This is a genomic window from Streptomyces sp. SudanB5_2050, assembly GCF_964272335.1.
Classification (GTDB): domain Bacteria; phylum Actinomycetota; class Actinomycetes; order Streptomycetales; family Streptomycetaceae; genus Streptomyces; species Streptomyces rochei.
On the sequence record NZ_OZ186760.1, the window covers coordinates 468,736 to 493,383 of the forward strand.

The 24,648-nt window shown below is 73.2% G+C and carries 24 protein-coding genes; 16 read left to right on the forward strand and 8 right to left on the reverse strand.

Going from position 1 to position 24,648, the window contains the following annotated elements:
- Nucleotides 1–12 precede the first annotated feature (12 nt).
- From ACFZP7_RS01640 to ACFZP7_RS01660, 5 genes are all read left to right on the forward strand, one after another.
- The gene (locus ACFZP7_RS01640; RefSeq protein WP_109203739.1) at nucleotides 13–1,281 is read left to right on the forward strand and encodes a cellulase-like family protein; all 1,269 of its coding nucleotides are present in this window, start codon (nucleotides 13–15) and stop codon (nucleotides 1,279–1,281) included.
- Between the two features lie 91 nt (nucleotides 1,282–1,372).
- Complete coding sequence (locus tag ACFZP7_RS01645) at nucleotides 1,373–2,620, forward strand: arabinogalactan endo-beta-1,4-galactanase (protein WP_385633629.1); 1,248 nt, start codon at nucleotides 1,373–1,375, stop codon at nucleotides 2,618–2,620.
- Nucleotides 2,621–2,833: 213 nt separating this feature from the next.
- Entirely contained in the window at nucleotides 2,834–4,180 is a 1,347-nt protein-coding gene (locus ACFZP7_RS01650; protein ID WP_385633630.1) for an MFS transporter, read from the forward strand.
- A gap of 66 nt (nucleotides 4,181–4,246) precedes the next feature.
- Nucleotides 4,247–5,314: a zinc-binding dehydrogenase gene (locus ACFZP7_RS01655; protein ID WP_046250718.1), complete on the forward strand. Its 1,068-nt coding sequence runs from the start codon at nucleotides 4,247–4,249 to the stop codon at nucleotides 5,312–5,314.
- A 97-nt stretch (nucleotides 5,315–5,411) separates the two neighbouring features.
- Entirely contained in the window at nucleotides 5,412–6,683 is a 1,272-nt protein-coding gene (locus ACFZP7_RS01660) for a DUF4380 domain-containing protein (RefSeq protein ID WP_385633631.1), read from the forward strand.
- Nucleotides 6,684–6,758: 75 nt separating this feature from the next.
- On the opposite strand, the gene ACFZP7_RS01665 is transcribed toward ACFZP7_RS01660, so the two are convergent.
- The 6 genes from ACFZP7_RS01665 to ACFZP7_RS01690 form a co-directional block, all read right to left on the reverse strand.
- Nucleotides 6,759–7,631, reverse strand: coding sequence for an SMP-30/gluconolactonase/LRE family protein (locus ACFZP7_RS01665; protein WP_030970028.1), 873 nt, complete (start codon nucleotides 7,629–7,631; stop codon nucleotides 6,759–6,761).
- Nucleotides 7,632–7,740: 109 nt separating this feature from the next.
- Complete coding sequence (locus ACFZP7_RS01670) at nucleotides 7,741–8,730, reverse strand: sugar kinase (RefSeq protein WP_385633632.1); 990 nt, start codon at nucleotides 8,728–8,730, stop codon at nucleotides 7,741–7,743.
- Nucleotides 8,727–9,395 (reverse strand): bifunctional 4-hydroxy-2-oxoglutarate aldolase/2-dehydro-3-deoxy-phosphogluconate aldolase, encoded by a 669-nt coding sequence (locus tag ACFZP7_RS01675; RefSeq protein ID WP_030970026.1) that lies wholly within the window; start codon nucleotides 9,393–9,395, stop codon nucleotides 8,727–8,729. The genes ACFZP7_RS01670 and ACFZP7_RS01675 overlap by 4 nt, the downstream gene beginning before the upstream one ends.
- Nucleotides 9,396–9,442: 47 nt before the next feature.
- Nucleotides 9,443–10,588, reverse strand: coding sequence for a galactonate dehydratase (gene dgoD / locus ACFZP7_RS01680; RefSeq protein WP_385633633.1), 1,146 nt, complete (start codon nucleotides 10,586–10,588; stop codon nucleotides 9,443–9,445).
- A gap of 52 nt (nucleotides 10,589–10,640) precedes the next feature.
- Nucleotides 10,641–11,426: an SDR family NAD(P)-dependent oxidoreductase gene (locus tag ACFZP7_RS01685; RefSeq protein ID WP_062136652.1), complete on the reverse strand. Its 786-nt coding sequence runs from the start codon at nucleotides 11,424–11,426 to the stop codon at nucleotides 10,641–10,643.
- Nucleotides 11,427–11,648: 222 nt separating this feature from the next.
- Nucleotides 11,649–12,389, reverse strand: coding sequence for a FadR/GntR family transcriptional regulator (locus ACFZP7_RS01690; RefSeq protein WP_385633634.1), 741 nt, complete (start codon nucleotides 12,387–12,389; stop codon nucleotides 11,649–11,651).
- A gap of 283 nt (nucleotides 12,390–12,672) precedes the next feature.
- On the opposite strand from ACFZP7_RS01690, the gene ACFZP7_RS01695 reads away from it, so the two are divergent.
- The gene (locus ACFZP7_RS01695) at nucleotides 12,673–13,263 is read left to right on the forward strand and encodes a CAP family protein (protein ID WP_385633635.1); all 591 of its coding nucleotides are present in this window, start codon (nucleotides 12,673–12,675) and stop codon (nucleotides 13,261–13,263) included.
- Nucleotides 13,264–13,314: 51 nt separating this feature from the next.
- Here ACFZP7_RS01695 and ACFZP7_RS01700 read toward each other — a convergent pair whose 3' ends face one another.
- Together ACFZP7_RS01700 and ACFZP7_RS01705 are read right to left on the reverse strand one after the other, a co-directional pair.
- Entirely contained in the window at nucleotides 13,315–14,172 is an 858-nt protein-coding gene (locus ACFZP7_RS01700; RefSeq protein WP_127441824.1) for a glutathione S-transferase C-terminal domain-containing protein, read from the reverse strand.
- Between the two features lie 143 nt (nucleotides 14,173–14,315).
- A complete protein-coding gene (locus tag ACFZP7_RS01705; RefSeq protein ID WP_175461148.1) occupies nucleotides 14,316–14,465 on the reverse strand; it encodes a hypothetical protein in 150 nt (49 codons plus the stop codon).
- Between the two features lie 258 nt (nucleotides 14,466–14,723).
- Here ACFZP7_RS01705 and ACFZP7_RS01710 point away from each other — a divergent pair, with 258 nt between their 5' ends.
- The 10 genes from ACFZP7_RS01710 (at nucleotide 14,724) to ACFZP7_RS01755 (ending at nucleotide 24,484) form a co-directional block, all read left to right on the forward strand.
- Nucleotides 14,724–15,512: a GntR family transcriptional regulator gene (locus ACFZP7_RS01710; protein WP_030970013.1), complete on the forward strand. Its 789-nt coding sequence runs from the start codon at nucleotides 14,724–14,726 to the stop codon at nucleotides 15,510–15,512.
- Nucleotides 15,513–15,589: 77 nt separating this feature from the next.
- Nucleotides 15,590–15,817 (forward strand): ferredoxin family protein, encoded by a 228-nt coding sequence (locus ACFZP7_RS01715; RefSeq protein ID WP_046250724.1) that lies wholly within the window; start codon nucleotides 15,590–15,592, stop codon nucleotides 15,815–15,817.
- A 36-nt stretch (nucleotides 15,818–15,853) separates the two neighbouring features.
- Complete coding sequence (locus ACFZP7_RS01720) at nucleotides 15,854–17,197, forward strand: ABC transporter substrate-binding protein (protein ID WP_193449691.1); 1,344 nt, start codon at nucleotides 15,854–15,856, stop codon at nucleotides 17,195–17,197.
- The gene (locus tag ACFZP7_RS01725) at nucleotides 17,194–18,078 is read left to right on the forward strand and encodes an ABC transporter permease (RefSeq protein ID WP_385633636.1); all 885 of its coding nucleotides are present in this window, start codon (nucleotides 17,194–17,196) and stop codon (nucleotides 18,076–18,078) included. The genes ACFZP7_RS01720 and ACFZP7_RS01725 overlap by 4 nt, the downstream gene beginning before the upstream one ends.
- Complete coding sequence (locus ACFZP7_RS01730) at nucleotides 18,062–18,835, forward strand: ABC transporter ATP-binding protein (protein ID WP_385633637.1); 774 nt, start codon at nucleotides 18,062–18,064, stop codon at nucleotides 18,833–18,835. Before ACFZP7_RS01725 ends, ACFZP7_RS01730 begins: the two co-directional genes overlap by 17 nt.
- 11 nt (nucleotides 18,836–18,846) lie before the next feature.
- Nucleotides 18,847–21,621, forward strand: coding sequence for a fumarate reductase/succinate dehydrogenase flavoprotein subunit (locus ACFZP7_RS01735; RefSeq protein ID WP_385633638.1), 2,775 nt, complete (start codon nucleotides 18,847–18,849; stop codon nucleotides 21,619–21,621).
- 303 nt (nucleotides 21,622–21,924) lie between these two features.
- Complete coding sequence (locus ACFZP7_RS01740) at nucleotides 21,925–22,494, forward strand: winged helix-turn-helix domain-containing protein (protein WP_385633639.1); 570 nt, start codon at nucleotides 21,925–21,927, stop codon at nucleotides 22,492–22,494.
- A gap of 13 nt (nucleotides 22,495–22,507) precedes the next feature.
- Complete coding sequence (locus tag ACFZP7_RS01745) at nucleotides 22,508–23,746, forward strand: acyl-CoA dehydrogenase family protein (RefSeq protein ID WP_385633640.1); 1,239 nt, start codon at nucleotides 22,508–22,510, stop codon at nucleotides 23,744–23,746.
- Between the two features lie 42 nt (nucleotides 23,747–23,788).
- On the forward strand, nucleotides 23,789–24,247 hold the full coding sequence (locus ACFZP7_RS01750) for an Rrf2 family transcriptional regulator (protein WP_046251687.1): 459 nt from the start codon (nucleotides 23,789–23,791) through the stop codon (nucleotides 24,245–24,247).
- 135 nt (nucleotides 24,248–24,382) lie between these two features.
- Nucleotides 24,383–24,484, forward strand: a complete 102-nt coding sequence (locus ACFZP7_RS01755; RefSeq protein WP_385633641.1) for a putative leader peptide — start codon at nucleotides 24,383–24,385, stop codon at nucleotides 24,482–24,484.
- Nucleotides 24,485–24,648 lie beyond the last annotated feature (164 nt).

Below are 24,648 nucleotides of genomic sequence, written 5' to 3' on the forward strand. Positions count from 1 at the left end.
GCTTCCTTCCGCATGCCCGTAGCACCCCCCGCCCACCTGCCCGACACCCTCACCATCTGCCTGTGGGACTTCAGCTGGTACACGCGCACCGGGCCCGGCGAACCCTTCGCCGATCTCGACGAGGCGTTCGCCCAGACCGTCGCACGCGGCTACAACACCGTCCGTGTCTGCGCCATGCCCCTGCTGCTGTTCGGGCCGGGCAGTCCACGCGGACCGCTCACCCTCGGCCCCCTGGGCGGCCGGTACGGCCAGGGCGTCCGCTGGTACGACGTGCGCGCCACCACCACCCTGCCCGACCCGCGCGCCCACCTGCTGGCGCTGTTCGAGGCCGCCCGCCGCCACGACGTGTACGTCATCCTCTCCAGCTGGGAGTACCAGCAGAGCCCTTCCTTCGCCGGTGACCGGACGTGGTTCGACGCCATCATGGCCATCGACCCCGAGGACCGGGCCGAAGCACTCGCCGACGCCCTGGCCGACCTGATCGACTTCCTGGCGGCGCACGACGGTCTGGACGACCGGGTCGCCTTCACCGAACTCCACAACGAGGTCCAGGCCGGCCGGCTGACCGACCGGCTCACCGGCGACGACACGGTCGCCGCGCTGACGCCGCGCCTCGAACGCGGTCTGGCCCGCTTCCGCGCGCGCCACCCCGGCCGGCCGGTCACCGTCAACTACGCCCAGGTGCCCGTGGGGTCCCTGCACGCCCTGCCGGACGGCATGGACGTCGCCGTCTTCCACCCCTATCTGTACGGCGTCCTGGACGAGCTGCTGGACACCTTCGCCCTGCGCGACACCTCCCGGCCCTTCCCGCAGGAGCGTGCCCGGCGGGAGCTGCTGCGCGAGGACGCTCCCGAGCCGGCGGAGTGGGCACCGCCCGAGGCGGACCGCTGGCGCACCGAGGCCACCGTCGTGGGGCCGCGCGAGGTCTACGTCCACGACTGGTGCGACGCGCGGGCGTGGGACGCCTGGCTGTACGAACGCTACGCCACCCACCGCCCGGCCATGGAGCAGAAGCTCACCGACTGGATCGCCGCGGCCGCGGACTGGGCCGCGATGCGGAGGATCCCGCTCGTCTTCGGCGAGGGCTGGATCGGCTACACCCCGCTGCACGGCACGTTCGAGGAGGGGCCGGTCGGCGCGGCCTGGTGCCGGCGCGCCGTGGCCGAGGCGGCACGCCGGGGAGCCTGGGGCGCGGTCGTGTGCTCCAACGCGGCCCCTCATCACCCGATGTGGCAGGACGTCGCCCTGCAGCGGGAGTGCAACGCCCTGCTGCGCGGCTGACGTCCCGCCGGGCCGCCCCGGCGCGCCGCCGACGGCGCGCCGGGTGGCCGCTGCCCCACCCGTATCACCCGACCGAACCGGAGGCATTCGAATGTCAGGTACACGTAAAGATGGTCGAGGACTGTCCCGCCGTACCGCCCTCGCGCTCGGCGCGGCCGGCGCCGCGGGCCTGGCCGTGGGCTCCGCGACAGGCGCCGAGGCCGTCGACCGACGGCCTCGGGGCGGCGGCCGCCCGCGGCGCGGCGCCGACGACGGTTTCGCCGCCGGCGGCGACCTCACCATGCTCAACTGGGTCGAGTCCTGCGGCGGCAGGTACTACGACGCCGACGGCCGGCGCGTCGACCCGGTGAAGCTGATGGCGGCCAACGGCATGGACATCGCCCGGCTGCGCGTCTACACGGCCACCGGCCCGGACCACCCGCGCATCGGTCACCCCGGCTCCTACCTGCCCGAGGGGTTCCAGGACGAGCCGGACATGCTCAGGACCGCCCGCCGGGTCGCCGCGGCGGGCATGAGGATCCAGCTGACCCTGCACTACAGCGACTACTGGTCCAACGGCCTGATCCAGGACATCCCCAAGGACTGGCGGGCCGTCACCTCGCTCCCCGAGGCCCGGGCCGTCGCCGCCCTGGAACAGCACGTGCGCGACTACACGCACGCCCTGATGCGCAAGCTCGAGGCCCAGGGGACCCTCCCGGACTACGTGTCCCTCGGCAACGAGACGGCCGGCGGCATCCTCTTCCCCTACGGGACCACCGACAGCGACGCCCACTGGGGTCACTTCGCCCGGTTCGTCCGCGCGGGCTACGAGGCGGTCAAGGCGGTGTCCCCCGCCACCAGGGTGATCCTGCACCTGGACGACGCGGGCAACATGGACAAGTACGAGTGGTTCTTCTCCACCGCCGCCGCCCACGACGCCCCTTACGACGTCATCGGCTCGTCCTACTATCCGTTCTGGACCCGCAAGGACATCCCGACGGTGTGCGCCTTCTTCGACGAGCTGTACGGCCGCTTCGGCAAGAAGATCATGGTGATGGAGACCGGCGTCAACTGGACCCCGCTCACCCATGAAGGCGTCGAGGGCCAGCTGACCGACAACGGCCCGGTGCCCTACCCCGAGACGCCGCAGGGACAGAAGGACTTCCTGACCGACCTCTTCGCGCAGTTGAAACGCGTCGCCGGCGGCGCCGTGCTCGGCAACCTGTACTGGGACCCGGTCATGATCCCCGCCCCGGGGGTCGGCTGGGAGGTCGGCGGGCCCAACGTCGTCAGCAACACCACGCTCTTCGACTTCCAGGGCCGGGCGCTGCCCGCCCTGTCCGCCTACCGCACGGCCTGACCCACTCGGTCACCACGGCGGAGCACCGGTCCCGTCGATCACCCGCGCGCAGCGGCGGTCGACGGGACCTACGCATGTCTCCACACACCCGAGCCGTTGCGTTCGTGTGACGGGCGCCACCATTGAAGCCCCGTATTAATTCATATTTAATGGCCTCGCTGGTTGCCACCGGCCACGTCCCCGGCCTGCCCCGGGCCTCAGGAAGGAACCTCGATGAGCACAGCCCCCGGCGCGCCGACGATGTCGCGCGACGCGCTGCCCTGGGTGGAGCGCATAGGCATCCCCCGCCCCCTGATGTGGGGATATGTCGCGGTCCTGATCTTCATGATCGGTGACGGCGTGGAGTCCAACTACCTGGAGCCGTACCTCCGCGACACCGGCTTCAGCTCCTCCGGCGCCGGCCTGGTCATCAGCGTCTACGGCGCCTTCGTCGCCCTCGGGTCCTGGCTCTCCGGCGCGCTGTCCAACGTCTGGGGACCGCGCCGCGTGATGCGGATCGGCGCGGTGCTGTGGATGCTCTTCGAGGTCCTGTTCCTCGTCGTGGCCCTCCCCAGTGAGAACCAGCTTCTCGTCTACGTCTTCTACGGTCTGCGCGGCATCGCCTATCCGCTGTTCGCCTACGCGTTCCTGCTGTGGATCCAGCTCACCGCCCGCAGGGAACTGCGCGGTTCCGCCGCGGGCTGGTTCTGGTTCGCCTACAGCGCGGGGCTGCCGACCATCGGCTCCGCCATCGCCGCCGTCAGCATCCCCCTGGTCGGCGCCTACGCCACCTTCTGGCTCTCCCTGGGGCTGGTCGCGGTGGGCGCGGCGATCGGCTCCTTCGCCGTCAAGGAGGCCCGCGGCACCCGGCCGATGGTCGACACCACGGCCCCGGGCTTCTCCTTCCGGTCGGAACTGCTGCGCGGTGTCAGTGTGCTCAAGCGCCACCCGCGCATCGGGATCGCCGCGGTGGTCCGGATGATCAACACCACGCCGTACTTCGGGTTCTTCGTCTTCCTGCCGTCGTTCTTCACCGACGACATCGGCATCAGCGAGTCCAAGTACCTCGCCCTGGTCACCTTCATGGGCGTCATCGGCATCCTCGCCGACCCGTTCTTCGGGCGGATCAGCGACCGGCTGGGCTGGCGTTCCACCATCGCCTGGGCCGGCGGTGTCGGCTGCGCGCTCGGCGTGGCGCTCGTCTACTGGGTGCCCCAACTCGCCCCCGGCAACTACGCGGTCGCCCTGCTGGCCACGGTCGTCTACGGCATCATGCTCGCCGGGTACATCCCGCTGTCCGCGCTGCTGCCGTCCCTGGTGCCCGAGGAGGACAAGGGCAACGCCATGGGCATCTACAGCCTCGCCGCCGGGCTCTCCACCTTCGTCGGCCCCCTGACGTACTCCCTCGTCGACCCGCTCGTGGGCCACACCGGCGTGGTCGTCGTCTACATCGGCATGTACCTGGTCGGCGCCCTGCTCACCTGGCGCTTCCTGGACGTGCCCGAGGATCCGGGGTCCCACCGTGCCGGTGGCGCCGTCCCGGCGGTCTCGCCCACGCCGAAGGATCTCCAGTCGTCCTGACCGCGGCGCCCTCTCCCCCCTCCTCCCCGCACCCCGTACCCCGTACCCGAAGCAACGAGGAACGACATGAGCACACAGTCCAGCACCGCCACGATGACCGGCGCCTTCCTGCCCGGTGACGGCACCGTCGACCTGCGCGGGACTCCCCGGCCCCGGGCCGGCCACGGCCAGGTCGTCCTGCGCACGCGCGCCTCGGGCATCTGCGGCAGCGACATCCACTACATCTACAACGGCCACATCGGTGAGGGCGGCGCCCGCTACGACGACGTGGTGGCCGGGCACGAACCGGCCGGCGAGGTCGTCGAGGTGGGCCCCGGCTGCAAGCGGCTCAAGCCCGGAGACCGGGTCGCGGTCTACCACATCTCCGGTTGCGGCCAGTGCGACGAGTGCGCCCGCGGCTACTTCATCGGCTGCACCTCCGAGTCCCGCGCCGCCTACGGCTGGCAGCGCGACGGTGGCCACGCCCCGTTCCTCCTCGCCGAGGAGAACACGTGCGTCCCGCTGCCGGAACCGCTCACCTATGTCGACGGCGCCTTCATCGCCTGCGGCATCGGCACGGTCTACGAGGCGCTTTCCCGGATCGCGCTGAGCGGTGCGGACCGGCTCCTGGTCACCGGGCTCGGCCCGGTCGGCGCGGCGGCGGCCATGGTCGCCCGCGCGTTCGGCGTGCGCACCGTGTACGGCGCCGAGGTCGTCCCGGAACGGATGGAGTGGGCCCGCTCGCTCGGCCTGTTCGACGAGGTGCTCGACTCCTCCGCCGAGCCGCTGGACCGGGTGCTGAAGCTGACCGGTGGCACCGGTGTCGAAGCGGCCGTGGACTGCTCCGGTCACCCCGCGGCCCGCTCCCTCGCCCTCAAGGCGCTGCGGGTGCGCGGCCGTCTCGCGCTCGTCGGCGAGGGCGGGCGGATGACTCTCGACGTCTCGGACGACGTCCTCCACAAGCAGGTGCTGATCTCCGGTTCCTGGGTCACGTCCGTGCAGGGCATGACCCGGCTGGCCGAACTGCTCGCCCGTCAGGGGCTGCACCCCGAGCGGCTGGTCAGCGACCGCTTCCCACTCGCCGAGGCGCAGCGTGCCTACGAGGCGGCGGCGGGCCGCGCCGCCGGCAAGGTCTGCCTCGTCTTCGAGGACTGACCGCACGCGCCGCGGCGTCCCTTTTTTCCGCGCGGCCCGGGCGGCAGTGGCTCCACCGCTGCCGCCCGGGCCCCGTTCTCCCCCGAGGAGCACCTCCGTGAGCAGTACACCCGCATACCGAGCCGGCGAGGGCCGGGTCAGCGCCGTCCGGCGGGCGCGCGTCGGACACGAGGTCGTGGAGGTGGACAACGGCCTGGTCCGGCTGGTGATCGCCCCCGCGCTGGGCGGCCGCGTCCTGTCGGCGGTCCGGGACGGCCGGGAGTTCCTCCACCGGAACCCTGAGCTTCTGGACGACGCGCTCGGCGCCCGGGACCCGCGGACCGTCGGCCCGCACGACGGCCCGATGTCCGCCTGGCGCAACTGGGGCGGCGACAAGACCTGGCCGGCCCCGCAGGGCTGGTCCGGCCCCGGGGAGTGGGCCGGACCCCCGGATGCCGTTCTGGACTCGGGGGCGTACGCCTGCGAGGTGGACGTCGCGGACGACGGCTCGCGCGCCGACATCACGCTCACCAGCGGCGACGATCCGCGCACCGGGCTGCGCCTGACCCGCCGGATCTCCCTCGCGGCCGGCCGGAGCGACTTCTCCCTGCGGCTCGGCGCCCGCAACGTCTCGGCGCGGAAGGTCCGGTGGGCGCTGTGGAACGTCACCCAGCTGCCGGGGCATCCCGCCGAGCGGCCGGGTGACGGGGTGTGGCTGGGGACGGCCGGTTCGGGCGCGCCGGACACCGTGGACCTGGTCGCGGGCACCGGACGGCCGCGCGTCGAGCGCCACGGCGACCTCCTGCACGTCCCGGCGCAGGACGTGGTCGGCAAGGTCGGTTTCCCCGACGCGGCCGGGTGGATCGCCCACGTCGGCCCCGCCGGAACCTGGACCTACCGCTTCCCCGTCGACCCCGACGCCCCCTACACGGACGGCGGTTCACGGGCCGAGGTGTGGATGGAACACCCGCTGGACGCGCCGCTGGGGCATCTGGGGGGCCTGCGGCCGCGCCACCGGGTCGTGGAATGCGAGGCGCTGGGACCGTACCGGGAACTGGCCCCCGGCGACACCACCGCGCTGGACGGCACCGTGTCCCTCGGTCCCCGGCTCGGCGCGGTGACCTCGGTCGGCGCGCACGCCTGGTGGGGCGAACCGCTCAGGTACACCGCAGGGAAGGTGACCGGCGTGTGCGTGCCGTCGGGCGGCGGCCCGGCGGCCGTGCTGCTGCGGGACACGGCCGGCCGAGTGCTCCGGCGGCAGCCGCTCGGCGAGTGCGGGGCGGGTTCCCCCTTGGCACTGGACGTCCGGTTGCCGGCCGGGCCGGATGCCGTACGCGTCGAAGTGTGTTGCGGCAGGGACGTGCTGGGAGCGGTGGCGGTCGCCGATTGACTCCTGGCGTACACCGGTGCCCGGCACCTCGGATCGTCAGGATCGACCGAGGTGCCGGGCACCGGTGTACGGCGGTCAGGCCGCCGTGGGGCGGTAGGCGGCCGTCGGCACGCCGGGCACCTCCACCCGGGCCCGGAACACGGCTCCGTCGAGCGGCCCGGGCGCGGCGAGTCCCACCCGGGCCGTCGTGACGTGGAGGGTGCGTCCGTCGTCACCGCCGAGGCAGACGCCCGCCGGCCGGCTCACCGGGAGTCGCAGCACCGTCGCCAGGCTGCCGTCGGGCAGGTAGCGGCGGACCTCGCCCGCTCCCCAGACCGCCGTCCACAGGGCACCTTCGGCGTCCACGGTCATGCCGTCGGGGCTGCCCTCGGTGACCCGGGCGAACTCCTCGCCCTCGCCGAGTGCGCCGTCGCGCGGGTCCACGCTGTAGCGCCGTACGAGCCCCCGCGCGCTGTCGGCGAGGTACAGGGTGGTGCCGTCGGAGTCGAAGGCGGGACCGTTGGGGACGGTGATGCCGTCGAGGACTCGAGTGACCGTGCCGTCGGGGTCGGTCCGGTACAGGGACCCCGCGTCCGGTGTCCCGTCGTAGGCCATGCTCCCGGCCCAGAAGCGGCCGTGCGGGTCGGCGCAGCCGTCGTTCATGCGCATCGCGGTCGGCGCGTCCCGCTCGGGGTCGGCCGACCACTCGGGGGCCTTGCCGGGGGTGAGCAGGCAGATGCCGGTGCCGGCCGCCGCGATCCACGTGCCGGCCCGGCCGGCGACCGGGGCGACCGCGCCGAGCGGTACGTCCAGGCGGGCAAGGGTCCGCAGCGGGGCGGTGCCGTCACCGTCGGGAGTGAGCAGGCGGCCGGTGAGGATGTCGACGCAGACGAGCCGGCCGTCGACCCAGCGGATACCCTCGCCGAGTTCCAGGCGGTCCGGTGCGCCCAAGGGCGTCAGATCTGTCATGGTGAGGCGCTTCCAGTGGTCGGGGGTCTCGGTGTTCGAGGGACTCAGTGCTCCGGGGGGGATGATCGGAGGGGTCAGTGATCCGAGGAGTCGGTGAATCCCGGACCGGTCAGCGGATCGTGGTCCCCGGGGCGGCGGTGAGCAGGCCCAGCTCGTCTCGGCGGGGCAGGCCCTCCCAGTCGCCGTCCGAGGCGACGGCGAACGCGCCGAGGGTGTTGGCGCGGTCGAGGCGCCGCTCCGGGGGCAGTCCGTCGAGCAGTCCGGAGAGATAGCCGGCGCAGAACGCGTCGCCCGCTCCCACCGTGTCCCGTACGGGCACCCGCAGGGCCGGGACCGTGTGCCGGGAACCGTCGCCGTCGCGGAAGGCGGCTCCCTCTCCCCCGCGTTTGACGACCACTTCCCGCACCCCGGCCGCCAGCAGCGCGTCGACGGCGGCTTCCTCCCCCCGCGGCCGCTCGGCCAAGGCCCCGGTGACGACGGGGAGTTCGTCGTCGGAGGCGATCAGGACGGTGACGTGCTCCAGCAGTGGCAGAAGTGCCCGGCCGGCCTCCTCGCCCGTCCACAGGCGGTGCCGGTGGTTGACGTCCAGGACGACGGTCCAGCCGTGGGCGTGCGCGTGCGCGGCCGCCTCGCGCACCGCCTCCAGCGGGCCGGTGCCGAGAGCGCAGGTGATGCCGGTCAAGTGCAGGACGCGGGCGCCGGCGCGCAGAGCGGGCGCGAGGTCGGGCGGGGTGAGCAGGGAGGCGGCGGAGTGGCGGCGCCAGTAGTGGACGCGGACCAGGTCGGCGACGCGTCGCTCCCGGAGCATGCCGCCGGTGGGCGCCTCGGGGCGGACGCCGGCGTGGGAGGTGTCGACGCCTTCGCCGCGCAGCGTGCGCAGGATCAGCCGGCCGGGTTCGTCGTCGCCGACCAGGCCCGCCCAGACGGCCCGGTGGCCCAGCCGGGCCAGGCCGATGGCCACGTTGGACTCGGCACCGGCGATGGTGGTACGCGCCTCGGCGCCGACCGCGAGCGGTCCGGGCAGTTGCGCGGCGAGCATGGTCTCGCCGAACGTCAGGACGTCGGCGGCCGCCTGCCCCGTGTGCGGGCCGGTGCTCATGCCCGCCCCCGCGGGGTGTCGCCGGCGCAGAGGGCGACGAAGCGGCGGGCGCGTTCGCGCAGGGCCGCCAGGTCACCGCCGCGCGCGGCGTCGCCCACCAGCGGGGAGCCGACGCCGACCGCGACGGCGCCGTACGCGAGGTACTGCTCGGCACCGGTCAGGTCCACCCCGCCGACCGGCACGAAGGGCAGGTCCGGGAAGGGATCGCGGAGAGCCTTGAGGTAGGCGGGGCCGCCGGCCGAGGCGGGGAACAGCTTGACGGCGTCGGCTCCGGCACGCCGGGCGGCGACGGCCTCGGTCGGGGTGAGCGCCCCGGCCAGCACCGGCAGTCCGACGCGGACCGAGGCGGCCAGGGACTCCGTGAGGGCGGGGGTCACGATCCAGCTCGCGCCGGCCTCCCGGGCGCGGGCGACGTCGTCCTCGGTCAGCACGGTGCCCGCGCCGACGAAGGCCGAGGGACCGGCCTCGGCGACGGCCCGGCGGATGACGCCGAGGGCGTCGGCGGTGTTGAGGGAGACCTCGACGAGGGACACGCCCTCGTCGAGCAGGGTCAGGACGGTGCGCAGCGCGGCGTCGGCGTCCGGTCCGCGCACGATGGCGGCCAGCCGGGTGCGGCGCAGCACGGCGGAGAAGCTGTCGGTGGCGCGGGACTGCGGGGCGTTCATGGTCACGTCCGGAAGGGTCGGGGTCGAGCGGGGGTCTGCGGGCGGGGTCACCATTCGGCGAAGGAACCGTCGGTGTGCCGCCACAGCGGGTTGTGCCAGTCCTCGGCGGTGTCGTCGGCGGCGCGTACCGCCTTCTCGTCCACCTCGATGCCTAGACCGGGGGCGGTGGTGCGCAGCAGGTGTCCGTCGTGGAAGCGCAGCGGCGTGGTGTCGAGCAGGTAGTCAAGCGGGCCGGCGCCCACGTTGTAGTGGATGCCGACGCTCTGTTCCTGGATGAGGAAGTTCGGGGTGGTGAAGGCGACCTGGAGGCTGGCGGCGAGCGAGACGGGCCCCAGCGGGCAGTGCGGGGCCAGGAGCACGTCGAAGGTCTCGGCGAGCGCGGCGATCCGGCGGACCTCGGAGATGCCGCCGGCGTGCGAGAGGTCGGGCTGGAGGACGGCCACTCCGGCGGTGAGGGCGGGCAGGACGTCGGTGCGTGAGTAGAGGCGCTCCCCGAGGGCCAGCGGTACGGGGGAGGACGCGGTCAGGTCGCGCAACCGGTGGGTGTACTCGGGGAGCAGGGGTTCCTCGACGAACAGCGGGTTGTACGGGGCGAGGTGCGGCAGCAGCTTGGCGGCGTTGGCGACGGTGAACCTGCCGTGGAAGTCGACGGCGAAGTCCCGGTCGTCGCCGAGGGCTTCGCGGGCGGCGGCGGCGCGGGAGACGACCTCGCCGATGTCGCGCACGGTCGCCAGCCGGTTCATCCGGCCGCTCGCGTTCATCTTCACGGCGGTGAAGCCGGCCTCCACCTGTTCCCGGACGGCCTCGGCGATCTGGGCCGGCTCGTCGCCGCCGACCCAGCTGTAGGCCCGTACCCGGTCGCGCACGGGGCCGCCCAGCAGTTGGTACACGGGAGCGCCGTACACCTTGCCGGCGATGTCCCACAGGGCCTGGTCGAGTCCGGCGACCGCGCTGGAGAGCACGGGGCCGCCGCGGTAGAACGACCCCTTGGTCATGGTCTGCCAGTGGTCCTCGATACGCAGCGGGTCCTGCCCGACGAGGAGTTCGGACAGCTCTCGCACGGCGGTGCGGACGGTGGCCGCACGGCCCTCGACCATCGGCTCGCCCCAGCCGACGACGCCGTCGTCCGTCTCGACACGGCACAGCAGCCAGCGCGGTGGCACGGCGAAGGTCTCGACGCGGGTGATCTTCATGCTTCTCCTTGGTGCGGCCGGACGCGGGTGCCCGCCGCGGACGGGCGCGTTCTCAGGACGAGGTCTTGTACGCACTCCAGCCGCCGTCCACGACCAGCGAGGCGCCGGTCACGAAGGAGGCGTCGTCGCTCAGCAGGAAGGCGGTGGCGCCGGCCACCTCCTCGGGTCGGCCGAGCCGGCCGGCCACGGTCTGTTCCGCGCTGGCACGTCGGTCCTCCTCGCCGATGCCGTCCCAGGCGCGGGTGAGGACGGGGCCGGGCAGCAGGGCGTTCACCCGGACGTCCGGTCCGTACTCGACGGCCAACTGGCGTGCCAGGCCGGTGAGTCCGGCCTTGGCGGAGGCGTAGGCGGGGCGGCCCGGAAGTCCGACGAGGGCGTGTACGGAGGAGATCAGGACGGCGCCGCCCCGGGTGGCGCGCAGGTCCTCCAGGCATGCCCTGAAGCCGAGGAAGGCTCCGGTGAGGGTGACGCCGAGCTGCTGGTTCCACTGGTCGAGCGTCGTGGCGTGGGCGGGGGCGACGCGCACGGCGTAGGCGTTGGAGACGAGGGCGGAGACCGGACCGTACGCCTCGCGCACGGTGTCCAGGGCCGACGCCCAGGACGCCTCGTCGCTGACGTCGGTGCGGTGGAAGAGCGCCTGGCCGCCGGCGTCCCGGATCGCGCGCGCCGTGCGCTCGCCCTCCGCGGTGTCGATGTCGGCGACGAGGACGCGGGCTCCCTCGTCCGCGAGCCGCCGTGCGGTCGCGGCGCCGATGCCGCCGGCCGCTCCCGTGACGACGGCCACGCGCCCCTGGAAACGGGGCGCCGCCTGGGGACGCTGCGGATACGAGGACGACATGGGCGGCTCCGGAGGCTGCGGCGCGAACGGACTGAGCGAGCGGACGAGTGGGCGGGCGGGACGGCCGACCTGCCGGGATGCGGCCGACCTGCCGGGATGCGGCCGACCTGCCGGGATGCGGCCGACCTGCCGGGATTATTAAATATGAATTATTGAGGCCCGCCAAGGCGCCACGCTTGAGGCGCAGGTCACAGCACGATCGCGGAGCGACACCCGGCCCGGTCAGCGGGCCCGACCGGAGGGGCGGGAGGCCGTCGGGGCGGCCGAGCGCCCGGTGAGCCGGTCCACGTCCTCGACGGCCTTGGCCAGCAGGTCGAGCATGGCGAGTTCGGCCCGGACCGGGTCCCCGTCGCGCACGGCGTCCAGGACGGCACGGTGGCTGGGCACGGGGTCGCCGGCGGCGGCGTGGGCGTGGACGAGGCGGTCGCGCTCCCGCAGGCCGGGCTCGAGGAACAGGTCCATGCGCGTCAGCATCTCGTTCCCGGTGGCCGCCAGCAGGGCGCGGTGGAAGGCCGCGTCGGCCTCCGCGGCGTCCGCCGAGTCACCCTGGGCGCGCCGCATGGAGTCCAGCGCGGCCTCCAACGCCTCCAGGTCGGCGCCCGTACGGTGAAGGGCGGCGCGGCGCGCGGCGGCCGGCTCGATGATGGAGCGGACGTCGGCGAGGTCCCGCATCAACTCCCCGCCGCCACCTCCTTCGACACGCCAGCGGATGACGTCGGCGTCGAGGAGGTTCCAGTGCCTGCGCTCCCGGACGAACGTGCCCCGCTTCTGCCGCGCGTCCACCAGACCCTTGCCGGCCAGGACCTTCAGCGACTCGCGCATCACGGTCAGACTGACGTCGAGCTCCTCCCCCAGCGCCCGCACGTCCAGGGTGGCCCCCTCGGGGACCGCGCCGCCCACGATGCGCGCTCCGAGCGACTGGACCACCTGTCCGTGCACGCCTCGGGTGCTGTAGGCCGCCATGCCGTCATCTCCTTGACGTCGGGCACGCCGGGGGCGCGCGGGTGAGGCGCCGCGGGCGCGCGAGCGCGGGCCCATGATAGCGCCCGACATTAAATATGAATAAAAAACACCCAGGTATCTCTCTCCCCCTCCCCCCGGACGCTCACGCTTACGGGCGTCGGCGTTGCTGCGAACGGGTGACTGGGCGGGAGACGGTGGTGTGGCGCAGCGCGCGGACCTCTTCCATGGGCGTGGTCCGGCGCTCGCCCGATCGCCGGGAACGTGCGGCGTACGAGGAGGACCCATGGGCCCTTTCGCATCCGGTGTTCTGGCGGTCGCGGCGGCGATGTTGACCGCGGCTGTCACGGTGCAGCCCGTGCAAGCGGCGGACGAGCGGCCGCCGTTGCCCGACCGGACGGACGAGGCGTTCAACGAGGACTGCCTCGCCGCCCACAACCGCTACCGAGCCCGCCACGGCGCCGCCCCGCTGCGGCTGGACGACGCGGCCGTCGCGTACGCCGTGCGCCGCGCCCGAGAAGCGTCGGCCCAGGAAGGGGGCGCGCTGGCGCCAGGCGCGCGGGGCTGGGGGGAGAACCGCTTCTGGTTCGCCGGCTACGAGCACGAGCCGGCCACGTGCGAGGAGGCGGTGCGGCTCTGGTACGAGCAGCGCTGGACGGGCGGCTACGACTGGGACCGGCCCGGCTACGCCCCCGACACCGCCTCCTTCACCCAGGTCGTGTGGAAGGCGACCGACACGCTCGGGTGCGGCAGGGCTGCCGGTTGGCGGGACGCCGAAGACTCGTACCAGACGTACATCGTCTGCAGTTACCGCCCCGCGGGGAACGTCGTCGGCCGGTTCGCGGAGAACGTGGGCGAACCGGTCGGACAAAGCTGACCCGCCCGCTCGCCCCGGTCCGGATGACGCGCACACCAGCGGAACCCCGCCTCAGCCGAAGGCCGATTCCGCGGCGTACGCCGCCCAGTCCACGATCTGCATCGCCGCACCCGCCGCCTCCTCACCCCGGCAGTGGGCGTGGTGCCTGCGGGCGAGGCCGTCCAGGTCGAGGTGGGTACCGAAGGCGGGGTGCGCCGTCAGGGCCTGTGCGTACGCCCACAGACGGGGATGGCCCGCGATGCCGTGCACCGCGGCGGCGTCGAGGTGGTGGCGGTGCACCGTGTCCAGGTGCACCAGGGTCGCCCACACCTGCACGTCGGCGAGGGTGAGTTCACCTCCCAGTACGTGCCGCCCGGAACCGAGCCGCACCTCCAGCGCGTCCAGTGCGCGCAGGAGGGTGGCCAGGGCGGTGTCACGGGCCGCCGAGCCGCCACCGGGCTCGCCGGCGCGCTGGGCGGCCCGGGTGATGTCCCGTTCGCAGAGCCGGCCGACGGCCGCGATCTCCTCCTCGGCCCCCTGCGGGTGGAGATCGGGGCCGTGGCCGCCGAACTGCCGGGCGAGGTCCCGGAGGATGTCGGGGGTGTGCGTGCTGACGATCCTGCCGGTCCAGTCATCACTGAGGACCGGCGCCACCGCCGGTCCGGGATGCTGGTGCGAACTGGCCTCGTACAGCGGGCGCAGCGCCAGGTACCCGCCGTCCGGGGCGTCGGGCACGGCGGGCAGCGGCGTCACGGGGAGGACGTCGTCCAGACCGAGCAGGCTGTGGGTGACGGCGATCCGCAGACCGTGCGGACAGGCCGATGAGAGGTGAAGGCGATAGCGGTGCGGCACGGCGTAGTAGCCGCTGCGCGCGTCGCAGCCGATGCGGTTCCGGAAGGACGGCACGGCAGTCGGGGCTGAGGCGGGCATACGTCTCCCTCGAAGTGCTCGATGTGCTCGATGTGCTCGATGTGCTCGATGTGCTCGATCACGGGCATACGACGGCCACGGCAGGCGACGGCCGGGGCTGACGACGGCCGGGGCCCGGCCGCGCGGGCGGGTGCGCGGGAAGGTCAGGCCGGGGCGGGGCCACCGGCGTGCGGGGAACTCGCCGCACTGCAGACACGCACGAGGTCGATGTGACGGCGGGACGTCAACAGGGGCAGCGGCCGCACCGCGACGCGGACCGCGTCGCCGCCGAGGTCCAGCACAGCACCACGCATGCTTTCCCTACCTGTTCACTAGGATCCCCGTAGGGGAGTGTCGAGCCGCGGTCGAGCCGCGTCAAGGGGCCCTCCCGTCCCTCACCGAGACGTCTCATCAGGTGAGAGGCTCCCGTCCGTCGGCACGAGGCGACGAACCTGGCAGATCTCGTCTCCCCTCGACCGAAACCCCAGGTCAGCACGGTGATCGGCGAGGCGTCAGGTGGCGCAACACTTCGGCAACACCACTATCCCTACCGGATCGGTATGGTTCCGCGCATGCCACCCACCGACCGCATCCGGGACCACGCCGGCCAGGGCGCACCCACCGTCGCCGCCCAGCGCACGCGGCGTCGGCTGCGCGCGGACCGGGCACGCCAGCTCGCCGACCTGCTGCGTCGTCAACTCCTCACCGGGGGCTTCCCGGCAGGCACCCTGCCCCACGAGTCGACCCTCACCACCGAGTACCGGGCCTCGCGCAACACGGTCCGCCAGGCCCTGGACCTGCTGCGCGCCGAGGGCCTGGTGGAGCGCCTCCCCGGCGTCGGCACGGTGGTCGTCGCCGAGAAGTACCCCCACGGGCTCGACCGGCTGATGGGCCTGGCGGAGACCCTGCACGAACACGGTCGCGTCACCAACGAGGTCCGCACCATGGGCCCGGTCCCGGCCCCCGCCCCGGTCGCCGAACGCCTCCACGTCGCACCCGGCGCCGACGTCCTCTGCATCGAACGCCTCCGCCGCCTGAACGGGCTCCCCCTGTCCCTGGACCTCACCTACATCCCCCTGGACATCGGCACGTCCCTGCTCGGCTGCGACCTGGAGAACACCGACGTCTTCCGCCTCCTGGAGTCCCACACCGGGCGGCGCCTGGGACACGCCGACATCACGCTGGAGGCGGTCAACGCGGACGCCCATTCCGCCGCCGTGCTCCAGGCGCCGCGCGGCGCGGCCGTCCTGATGCTGGAACGTCTCACCCACCTCGATGACGGGCAGCCCGTGGACCTGGAGTTCATCCGCTTCCGCGGCGACCGCATCACGATGAGCGGTCTGCTGCACCGCTCCGTCTGACCCCCTCCTCCTCCCCCCGCCGCAGCAGCAGCAGGACCCACAGCCAGAACCACAGCGCGACATTCCTGGAGACAGCCATGCCCTTGGTGCCCCAGCGGGCCGACGTGCCCGTGACCATCGACGAGTCGAAGTGCATCGACGGCTGCACGCTCTGCGTGGACATGTGTCCGCTGGACTCCCTCGCCATCGACACCACCAGCGGCAAGGCCTACATGCACGTCGACGAGTGCTGGTACTGCGGACCGTGCGCGGCCCGCTGCCCCACCGGAGCCGTCACGGTCAACATGCCCTACCTGCTCCGCTGATCGACCCGACCCGCTCCGGTGAAAGGCCCCCTCACCATGAAACGCACGGCAGTCGCGGCATCCGCGATCGTCCTCCTGCTCCCGCTGAGCGCCTGCGGCGGTGACGCCGAGGCCGGCGACGGCTCCACCGTCACCGTCACCGTCGGCTACCAGTCCAAGACCATCAACACGGTCACGGCCGGCACCCTGCTCCGCTCGCTCGGCTACTTCGAGAAGCAGCTCGACGCCCTCGGTGACGGAGTCACCTACAAGGTCGTCTGGCAGGACTACGCCACCGGCGCGCCCATCACCGCCCAGATGACCGCCGGGAAGATCGACATCGGCTCGATGGGCGACTTCCCACTGCTCATCAACGCGGCCCGGGGCAAGCAGCTGAACCGCCCCACACATCTGGTCTCGGTCACCGGCTACAACCTGCGCGGGGGCCTCAACACCATCGTCACGGCCCCCGACTCCGCACTCACCTCACTGAAGGACCTCAAGGGCAAGCGGATCTCCACCAGCGTCGGGTCGGCCGCGGACGGCACGCTCGTACGGGCCCTGCGACGCGCCGGCATCGACCCGGACGGCGACGTGCGCAAGCTCAACCAGCAGCCCGCCGTGGGGGCTTCGGCCCTCTCCGCGGGAAGCGCGGACGCGCTGTCGCAGTTCGTCGCCTGGCCGGGTCTGCTGGCCCACCAGGGCAAGGCGAAGGTGTTGTACGACGGCGCGCAGCTGAACCTGCCCACCTTCCACGGCGTCACCGCCCGCGCGGACTTCGCCCAGGACCGGCCGGCCGTCCTCGATGCCTTCCTGAAGGCCCAGGCGCAGGCCACCGACTACCTCAACACCCACCCCGTCACCGCGGCCGAGGAGGTCGCCGAGGCCACCGGGCTGCCCGCCGAGGTCGTCTACCTCTACAACGGCGCCCACGGTGTCGCCACCTTCGACCCGGTGATCAAACCCCAGCTCGTCTCCGCTCTGAAGCAGGACGTGGAGGTCCTGAAGTCCGCGAAGCTGACCGGTGACGTGGACGTGGACTCCTTCGTCGACGACCGGTACGTGAAGAAGGCCCTGGGCGCGACCTACGCCCAGCGGCTCGCCGCCCCTCCCCCGGCCGCCGCGGGAGAGGTGTGGCCCAAGGGCTCCGAGCGGACGCGGACCTTCGCCTCACCGGCCGCGCTGCTGCGTCATGTGGCCGCCCACCGCGACACCGTCCGCGCCGCCTACGTCCCCGACGCCACCACCGGCACCCCCTGGTTCGCCGACAAGGCGGTGTGGGTGGCCGACGGCGAGGAACTGCTCCCCTTCGTCGCCCCGGCGACCGCCCGGGCGTACGTCGACCGGCACGACGGGGCGCGTGTCATCGCCTACGCCGACGCGCTGGAGCGTGCCTCGTGAACCGGCTCGCCCGGCCGGCCGCCCGGTACGCGCTGCGGGCGGTCGCCCTCACCGCGGCCCTCGGCCTGTGGCAGTTCCTGACCAGCGCGGACGTCGACCTGTGGCTGCGCTTCTCGCAGTTCCCCACGGTCACCGACGTCGCCCACGCCCTCGCCGACCGCCTCGCCGGGGCCGACTACTGGAGGGACCTCACCGACAGCCTGACCCGCATCCTCGGCGGCTTCCTGCTGGCCGCCGTGCTGGGCGTGGCGGGCGGCGTGCTCACGGCGCGCTCCCGACTGGCCGAGGACCTGCTGGGACCGCTGCTGGAGGTCGTCCGCCCGATCCCGGTGATCGCCCTGGTCCCCGTCGCGATCCTCCTGTTCCCCTCCAACGAACAGGGCATCGTCTTCATCACCTTCACGGCCGCCTTCTTCCCCGTCCTGGTCTCCACCCGGCACGCCGTGCGTGCGCTGACACCCGTCTGGGAGGAGGCCGTGCTGACGATGGGCGGCGGGCGGTGGCGCGTCCTCGCCTCGGTCGTCCTGCCGGGCGCCCTGCCCGGTGTCTTCGGCGGCCTGTCGGTCGGCATCGGCGTCTCGTGGATCTGTGTGATCTCCGCCGAGATGGTCTCCGGCCAGTACGGCGTCGGTTACCGCACCTGGCAGGACTACACGGTCCTGGACTACCCGGGCGTGTTCGTCGGCATGGTCACCATCGGCGTCCTCGGGTGGCTCACCTCCACGGCGGTGGAACTGCTGGGCCGCCGCCTGACCCGCTGGCTGCCGCGTACGTCGTACGCGTCCGGCCCGCGCGTCCCGCGACGGACACGCGAAGTCCGCTCCCCCGCACCGGTCGCCCCCAGGCCCAAGGAGGACGTGTCCCATGACCAGCTCGTCTGACCTCTCGTCACCGTCCCGCACCGGCACCGGCACCCGCCTCGCCCTGCGCGGCGTCGCTCTGGGGCACCCCGGCGCCCCCGTGCTGGACGGGGTCGATCTCGACGTGTCCCCCGGAGAGATCCTGACCGTCGTCGGCTCCTCCGGTTGTGGCAAGTCGACCCTCCTGCGCACCCTCGCCGGCCTTCTGCCCCCGCTCCGCGGAGAGATCACGCAGGACGGACGCCCCCTGACCGCCCCGTCCGCCGCACGCGCCCTCGTGTTCCAGGAGGACGCCCTGCTCCCCTGGCGCACCCTGGGCGCGAACGTCGAACTCCCGCTGGCCATCAAGGGGCTGTCCCGCGCCGAACGCCGTGCCCGGGCCGAGGCGTGGCTCGGCCGGGTCGGGCTCGCCGAGCACGCCCGGCGCCTGCCGCACCGCGTCTCCGGCGGACAGCGTCAGCGCGCGCAACTGGCCCGCGCGCTGGCCGCCGGCCCCCGGGCCGTCCTCATGGACGAACCGTTCGGCGCCCTCGACGCCCAGACCCGCGCCGGGATGCAGGACCTGCTGGTGGACGTGTTGCGCGGCACCGGCGCGACCGTCGTCTTCGTCACCCACGACGTGGACGAGGCCCTCTTCCTCGGTGACCGCGTCGCCCTGCTGGGCGCGGGCCGCCTCGTCGCCGTACGGGAGGTACCGCGCCCGCGTGAGCGCGCCGCCCACGACGATCCGGCGCGTCTCGCCCTGCGTCGTGAAGTCCTCACGTCACTCGGTTCCTGAAAGGCTCCCTGGTGGACACCCCTCTGCAGATCCCGGCCCTCACCGACGCGGACGAGCTCGTCTGCGACGTCCTCGTCATCGGCGGCGGCACCGCCGGCACCATGGCGGCCCTGACCGCCGCCGAGCGCGGCGCGGACGTCCTGCTGCTGGAGAAGGCGCACGTACGCCACTCCGGCGCGCTCGCCATGGGCATGGACGGCGTCAACAACGCGGTCGTTCCCGGCCGCGCCGAACCCGACGACTACGTCGCCGAGATCACCCGCGCCAACGACGGCATCGTCGACCAGTCCACCGTCCGCCAGACCGCCACCCGCGGCTTCGCCATGGTCCAGCGGCTGGAGTCCTACGGCGTGAAGTTCGAGAAGGACGAGCACGGCGAGTACGCCGTGCGCCAGGTCCACCGTTCCGGCTCCTACGTCCTGCCGATGCCCGAGGGCAAGGACGTCAAGAAGGTCCTGTACCGGCAACTGCGGCGGCGCGAGATGCGGGAGCGGATCCGCATCGAGAACCGCGTGATGCCGGTCCGCGTCCTCACGGCACAGGGCCGTGCCGTGGGCGCGGTGGGCTTCCACACCCGCACGGGCGCCTTCGTCACCGTCCGCGCGGGCGCGGTGATCCTGGCGACCGGCGCCTGCGGACGGCTCGGTCTGCCCGCCTCCGGCTACCTCTACGGCACGTACGAGAACCCCACCAACGCGGGCGACGGCTACGCCATGGCCTACCACGCGGGCGCCGAACTGACCGGCATCGAATGCTTCCAGATCAACCCGCTGATCAAGGACTACAACGGCCCCGCCTGCGCCTACGTCGCCAACCCCTTCGGCGGCTACCAGGTCAACCGGCACGGCGAACGCTTCGTCGACTCCGACTACTGGTCGGGCCAGATGATGGCGGAGTTCACGGAGGAGGTCGCGAGCGACCGGGGCCCGGTCTACCTGAAGCTGAGCCACCTCCCGGAGGAGTCGATCTCGGCCCTGGAGTCGATCCTCCACTCCACGGAGCGTCCGACCCGTGGCACCTTCCACGCGGGCCGCGGCCACGACTACCGCACCCATGACGTCGAGATGCACATCTCCGAGATCGGACTGTGCGGCGGTCACTCGGCCTCCGGCGTACGTGTCGACGACCACGCCCGTACGACCGTCCCCGGCCTGTACGCCGCGGGGGACCTCGCCTGTGTGCCGCACAACTACATGATCGGCGCGTTCGTCTTCGGGGACCTGGCGGGCGCGGACGCCTCCCGCCGCACGCCGTACGAAGGGGAGCTGCCCCTCGACCAGCTGGAGGAGGCGCACGAGCTGATCTACCGTCCGCTGCGCCACCCCGACGGCCCGCCGCAGCCCCAGGTCGAGTACAAGCTGCGCCGCTTCGTGAACGACTACGTGGCACCGCCGAAGTCCGGTGCCCGGCTGTCGCTGGCCCTGGAGGCGTTCGAGCGGATGCGCGCCGACATCGCCGCGATGGGCGCGCGCACCCCGCACGAGTTGATGCGCTGCGCGGAGGTGAGCTTCATCCGGGACTGCGCGGAGATGGCCGCGCGGGCCTCCCTGGCCCGCACGGAGTCCCGCTGGGGCCTCTACCACGAACGGCTCGACCACCCGGGGCGTGACGACGCGTCCTGGTTCCACCACCTCGACCTGTACAAGTCCCCCACCGGCGCGATGGAGTTCACGGCGCGTCCCGTGGCGCCCTATCTGGTCCCGGTCGGCGGTCTCGACGCGGTCGGCGGCCCCTCCCGCCGCCTCGGCGAGGTGCACCCGGAACAGGTGGCGACCGCCGGGGCCCGCGAAGCGGCACCCGTGGCGCCGCGGCGGGAGCCCGCCCCGGCCGGGACCGGCGACCGCCCCGGCAGCGACGCGGACGCGCCGGCCACACCGCACCTGCTCGAACTGCTCTCCCTCGCGGAGGACGAGCCCCGGCTCTCCGCCCTCACCCCGTATCTGACCGACCCCGAACCCACCGTGCGCCGGACGGCCGTCACCGTGCTGACGGAGACGGTGCCGCCGGGCACCGGTCCGGCGCTGGCCGCCGCTCTCGCCGACCCCGACGCGGGTGTCCGTGCCGCCGCGGCCGCCTCGCTGCGCGAACTGGTCGAGACGCTGGAACCCGAACCCGCCCTGGGCGACGCCCTCGTGGCGGCCCTGTCCGAAGCGGACCCCGTCGCCCGTGCCGCCGCCCTCGACGTGCTGCGTGCTCTGCGGCTCGGTGACACCGGTCTGTTCGCGGCCTCCCTGTCGGACGCGGACACGGGGGTGCGCATCGCGGCCGTGCGCGCGCTCGTGTCGGTCGACGCCGTCGGCGAGCTGGCCCGCGCGGCGACCGCCGACCCGTCCCGCGAGGTCCGCGTCACCCTCGCCAAGGCCCTGGCCGCCGTGACGGCGGCGCGGCCCGACGGCGCCACGTCGGCCGGCGCCGGCCCCGACGTGGTCCGCTCGGCCCTCACCGGGCTCCTGGACGACCCCGACGCCTTGGTGCGTGCGGCGGCTTACGAAGCGCTGGGCACGACCGGCTGCCCGGCACCGCTGGCCGCACGGGCGCGGACGGCCCTGTCCGAGCCGGCCTGGCAGGTGCGGGCGGGGGCCGCCGCCGCTCTCTCCCTCGCCGCCGCCGACCTAGCGGTACCGGCCCTCGCCAAGGCCCTCGCCGACCCCAACGCCGACGTCCGCAAGGCCGCCGTGACGGCACTGACCCGGCACCGTGCCGCCGAAGGCGCCCGAGCGGCTCTGGCCACGGCGACGACGGACCCGGACGCGGACGTCAGGGCGTACGCGGCGCGGGCCCGGTGACCAGAGTGTGAGATCTTCCCTACTTTTCCTACGGAGTTACTAGGGAAAGCTTGACGGTGTTCACCGGGGATGCGCAGGATGATGAGCATGTCCCGTACACAGCAACGACTCGTTCGTCGTCGGCATGTCGACTTCGGTCACGTCGTCAGCGCCGCCTGCTGTCGCGCGTAGGGCACACGGCTCACCCGCACCCGTGCCGTCGCGCCGCTCACGCCTTCCCGCGTCGTCGGGGGTGGTCACCCGTCACCCACTGGTCACCCGCCACCCCTGACGGCTCCCGCACACCTCTGAGGGACAACCGTCATGACCACGGCACTTCCGGCCGAGACCACCCCGCACGATCCCTTCCCTTCCCCCACGCCCCGCCTCCGCCTGGTGGGCGAGACCGGGCCGGGCGACGACCGAGCACACGCTCCCGCACCGCTCGCCGCCTACCTCGTGCTCGTCCCGGAGGGCACCGACCCCGCCGAACTCTTCGTCAAGGACGGGCCGCGGCCCGAGATCCGGCCGGTCGGCACCGCGGCCTCGCCCCCTGACCGGCGGACCGGGGACGCGACCGTCCGCGTCGACCCGGCGCGACACGTCGCCGAGGTGGACGAGCGCGAACTCGACCTCACCTACCTGGAGTTCGCGCTGCTGGCCCATCTCGTCCAGTACCCCCACCAGGTGCACTCGCGCGATCGGCTGGTGGCCGCCGTCTGGGGCTACGACCACGTCGGCGACGGCCGCACGGTGGACGTCCACATCGCCCGCCTGCGCCGCAAGCTGGGCCAGGCGCACCGGCACCGGATCGTCACCGTTCGGCGCGTGGGCTACAAGTACGTGCCCGACCAGCAGGAGAGCCGCGACGCCGCGCTCTGCGGCCGACCTTGAGGAGTCGACTTCCATGGGCCTTGCCTCCGTGCCGTCCTGCTCCGCCGCGCCGTCCGGACGGGCCGGACCCGGCCCGGCTCACTGGCTGCGCGTGGCCCGCGAGGCGGCGGACGACCTGGCCACGGACGCGGTGGCCAGAGAACAGGCGGGCAAGGCCCCGTTCGACGAGGTGTCCCGGCTGCGCGAGGCGGGACTGCTGACGTTCCTGATGCCGGCCGGGTCCCAGGAGGGCGGCCCGGACCGGTTGACGGCTTACCGCGTCGTGCGGGAGATCGCCGCGGCCGACGGCGCGATCGGTCAGCTGCTCGGCTGTCACTACTTCCTGTCGTGGAGCGTGCGGTTCTTCGCCGGGGCCGCTCCGGCCGCGCGGATCGAGGAGCGGTCCGTGGCCGAGGAATGGTGTTGGGGCGGCGGCTTCGCTCACCAGGAACCGCCGCTGACACTGGCCAGGACCTCCCAGGGCCTGGTGCTCAGAGGGCGGCAGAGCTACACCACCGGGGTCCTGGTCGCCGACCGCCTCGCCGTGCGCGCCGTGCGGGAGGACACGGGTGAGCCGTTCGCCGTGGTGGTGGGCCCCACCCGGCGCGGGGTGGTGATCGACGACGACGCCGACACCTTCGGCCAGCGGCTCGCGGCCGGCGGCAGCGTGGAGTTCGACGACGTACGGGTGACCGCCGACGACGTGCTCGGCTCCCTGTCCACGGACGAGGACTTGCTCTCACCGCGGGTCACCCTGGCCTCACCGGTGGGGCGCCTGTTCTCCACCCAGCTCCTTCTCGGACTGGCCGAGGGGGTGCTCGCCGAAGCCCGCGAGTACAGCAGGACCGGCCCCGCGGCCTGGCACGCCGTGCGGCCCGCCGGCACCCCGCACGACCCCCGGGACCCGCACGTGCAGAGCGCCTACGGAGAACTCACCGTCCTCACCCGCTCCGCGTCGGCACTGGCCGATCAGGCGCTGGACGCCGTGCGCGGCGGGCTGGAACGCGGCGACGACCTCACCTACGACGAGTCCGCGGACATCTCCGTCCTCGTGGCCATGGCCGAGACCGCCGCGGCCAGGGCGGCGCAGGAGTCGACCACCCGCGCCCTGGACATCATCGGCGCCCGTTCCGTCTCCGCACGGCTGGGCTTCGAGCGGTTCTGGCGCAACGCCCGGACCCACACCCTGTACGAGCCCGTCACCCACCGGCTCCGCGACGTCGGACGCTACTTCCTCGACGGCGCCCACCCGCCGTTCGTCCTGCCCGCCTGACCGGGAAGGCGTCCGGGCGCGGCCGTACGGGATAATGCACCCATGCGGATCTCAGCCAGAGCGGACTACGCGGTACGTGCTGCACTGCAGCTCGCCGCCTCACGGGACGACGGGCCGCTGAAGGCGGAGGCCATCGCCCACGCCCAGGACATCCCGCACAAGTTCCTCGAAGGCATCCTGAACGACATGCGCCGGGGCGGTCTGGTGCTCAGCCAGCGCGGCGGCAACGGCGGCTACCGGCTGGCCAAGCCCGCCGAGTCGATCAGCATCGCCGATGTCATCCGCGTCGTGGAGGGGCCCCTCGTCTCGGTGCGCGGGGTCCGCCCGCCCGAGCTGTCCTACTCCGGGCCCGCGGAGTCGCTGCTCCCCCTGTGGATCGCACTGCGGTCCAATGTGCGCGAGATCCTGGAGGGCGTGTCGCTCGCCGACGTCGCGGCGGCCCGACTCCCCGCCTCCGTCACCGCACTGGCCGACGCCCCGAGCGCCTGGGTGAACCCCTGACGCCCTGACCCGGCACCCGACGGTCCCGAACTTCGAGATACCCACGTCCATTATGTGAACTCCCCCTTGGGGCAGGGCTCACCTTCTGCCACGATCCCTATCAGCCAGATAGGAAAGATAGGGATCGGGGGAGCCATGCACACGTGTATCCGCGCAGACCTCCCCCTCGCCCTGCTGACCTCGCGCCGTCACATCGACCTCGGCCGCACCTCCAGCGCCATCTGTCGGCCCGCCTGAGGCCGTCGGCATCCGCCGGCCGGCAGCGCCGCGCGCGTCTGCCACGCACACCTCCGCTTCCGGACTCCCGTCGGCGTTCCGGTCGCCTTCACCGATGCACGCAGCGCGGGCCGACGCCCGTACCCATGACCGTGCGCTCTCGCGTTCACGCACGGTCGGCATCT